Origin of the sequence: Nostocoides sp., from assembly GCF_035343835.1 — a bacterium.
Lineage (GTDB): Bacteria > Actinomycetota > Actinomycetes > Actinomycetales > Dermatophilaceae > Nostocoides_A > Nostocoides_A vanveenii.
The window spans coordinates 5156-7754 of the sequence record NZ_DAOQZV010000150.1; the positions used below are offsets into that span (position 1 = coordinate 5156).

At 69.4% G+C, this 2599-nt stretch carries 2 protein-coding genes; both read left to right on the plus strand.

Annotated elements, in window-relative coordinates; all coding sequences use genetic code 11:
• Positions 1–417 (plus strand): hypothetical protein (locus PKH97_RS11100; RefSeq protein WP_324387473.1); only part of this gene is annotated, 417 nt, incomplete at its 5' end.
• 244 nt (positions 418–661) lie between these two features.
• The coding region (locus tag PKH97_RS11105; RefSeq protein ID WP_324387474.1) for an ATP-dependent DNA helicase at positions 662–2599 on the plus strand (1938 nt) is incomplete at its 3' end.

A 2599-nucleotide genomic window follows, 5' to 3' on the forward strand; every position in this document is an offset into this window, starting at 1 on the left:
AACATCCAGCCGGAGGGCGACCTCACCCTCGTGCGGCTCCCGACCTATTTCGAGGTCAAGTGGCCCACCAAGGGGTTCGAGCCCAACGAAATCGACACCCTGGATCCCGCCAAGTGGTTCGGGATGCACATACAGGTCCATCCGGTCCTGAAGAGCGTCACCTATTCCCTCGGTGACGGCCGCGTCCTCGGGCCGACGGCCAGCCTGGGCGGCCCCTACCCGAGCGGCGACGTCGTTGCGGCATACGAGGGTGACGGAGTCGTCGAGACGCGGGCGGACGTCATCTACAAGGGCTATGTCGCCATTGACGACTCGGAGTGGATCGAGATCCCTGGCGAGGTTGCCCTGTCCGGCACGCCGACCAATCTGACGATCAAAACGGCGACCAACCGCCTGTATCTGAGTTATCGCGGCTGAGATGGCTGGTGTGCGGCGTCCGCACTCTATGTTTCCCGGTCACGTCAGCGTCTTTGAGGCGTGCCGGCTCGCCGCGGGTCATGCGCTCAAGGCATCCAGATCTTCGTAGCCCCACCTGACTCCTGCCATCGGGGTACGTCTTTGAGGGGGTGTTTCGAGGGCGCGGTGGCCCAGGCCGGCGCAGGCTGTGGACAACTCACCCAACCGCGCGGCTGCCCGGCACCCAGCCGCCTATCCTCGACACATGCCCACGCTCCCCGAACTCCTCCAGGCCGCAGTCGCGGAACTGGGTGGTGTCGAGCGTCCCGGCCAAACCCAGATGGCCCAGGCCGTTCTCGACGCCATCGAGCAGGAGCAGCACCTGCTGGTTCAGGCCGGCACGGGCACCGGCAAGTCCCTCGGCTACCTCGTCCCCGCGATCCTGCACGCCCACGCCACCGGCCGGCCGGCCGTGGTGGCCACCGCGACGCTTGCCCTTCAGGGCCAGATCGTCGACCGCGATCTGCCGCGCCTGGCGAGGGCGCTCGCCCCCATCCTGGGCCGGACGCCGACCTACGGGCTGGTCAAGGGCCGCCGCAACTACGTGTGCCAGCACAAACTTGCCGGCGGCTTCCCCGCCGACGACGAGGGCCTCTTCGATGTCGCCGAAGCCGACGCCAACGCCTCCCGCCTGGGCAAGGAGATCGTCCGCCTGCGCGAATGGGCCGACCAGACCCAGTCCGGCGATCGCGACGAACTCGTCCCGGGAGTCTCCGAGCGCGCCTGGCGTCAGGTCAGCGTCAGTGCGGAGGAATGCCTGGGCTCGCGCTGCCCGATGGTCGCCGAGTGCTTCGTCGAGCGTTCCCGCGAGGCGGCCAAGGACGTCGACGTCATTGTCACCAATCACTCGTTCATGGCGATCGACGCCTTCGAGGGCCGCTTCATGCTCCCGGCGCACGATGTCCTGATCATCGACGAGGGTCACGAGCTCGTCGACCGTGTCACCTCGACCATCACCGACGAGCTGACCCCCGGCGGCGTGCGCGCCGCCGCCCGTCGGGCCCGCTCCGCCGAAAGCTCGGACCAACTCGAGGACGCTGCCATCGTGCTCGAACGCGCGCTCGAGACTCAGCCCGACGCCCGGATCGACGCCATCCCCGATGCGCTCGCGATGGCCCTCGCAACGGTCCGCGACGCCGCCCGCGCCGTCCACTCAGAACTCAAGCCCGCTCCTGGAGAAACCCCCGACGGCGCCCGGCAGGTCGCCCTCGCAGCCGTCGAGGAGATCTTCGACAACAGCGCGCGCATGGTCGAGGAACGCGACCTCGACGTCCTCTGGAGCCGCATCGACCCGCGCCGTGGCCCGGTTCTCTCGGTCGCCCCGATGAGCGTGGCGATGCTCGTGCGCGAGAAGATCTTCACCGACCGCACCGTCGTCCTGACCTCGGCCACCCTCGAACTCGGTGGCACCTTCGACGCCGTCGCCGGCACCATCGGCCTGCGCGGTGCGGAGGCTCCCGCGTACGTCGGGCTCGATGTCGGCTCGCCCTTCGACTACCGCAGTCAGGCGATCGCGTATGTCGCCGCCCACCTCCCGCCGCCGGGTCGCGGCGGCCTGGGCGACCCCGCCCTGGACGAGATCGAGGCCCTCGTCCGGGCCGCCGGCGGCCGGACCCTTGGACTCTTCTCCTCTACGCGCGCGGCCCGGGAGGCCGCAGAGGCGATGCGAGATCGGTTGGGGGAGAGCGACATACGTGTCCTGGCGCAGGGTGAGGACCAAGTGCCCACGTTGGTGCGCGAGTTCGCGAAGGACCCGAGGGCTTGCCTCTTCGGCACCATGACGCTTTGGCAGGGCGTCGACGTCCCCGGCTCTAGTTGCCAGCTGGTCATCATCGACCGCATCCCCTTCCCGCGCCCCGACGACCCGCTCGCGTCCGCGCGCACCGAAGCCATCAGCAAGATGGGCGGTAACGGCTTCATGGCGGTCTCCGCGACCCACGCCGCCCTCCGGCTCGCTCAGGGCGCCGGCCGGCTGATCCGCGCTTCTACCGATCGCGGCGTCGTCGCGTTCCTCGACTCGCGGATGATCAGTGCCCGGTATGCCGGCTTCCTCCAGCGCTCCATCCCGCCCTTCTGGCCGACCACCGACCGGGCGCTCGTGCTTCAAGCCCTCGCGCGACTCGACGAGACGGCGCCCCCGCCA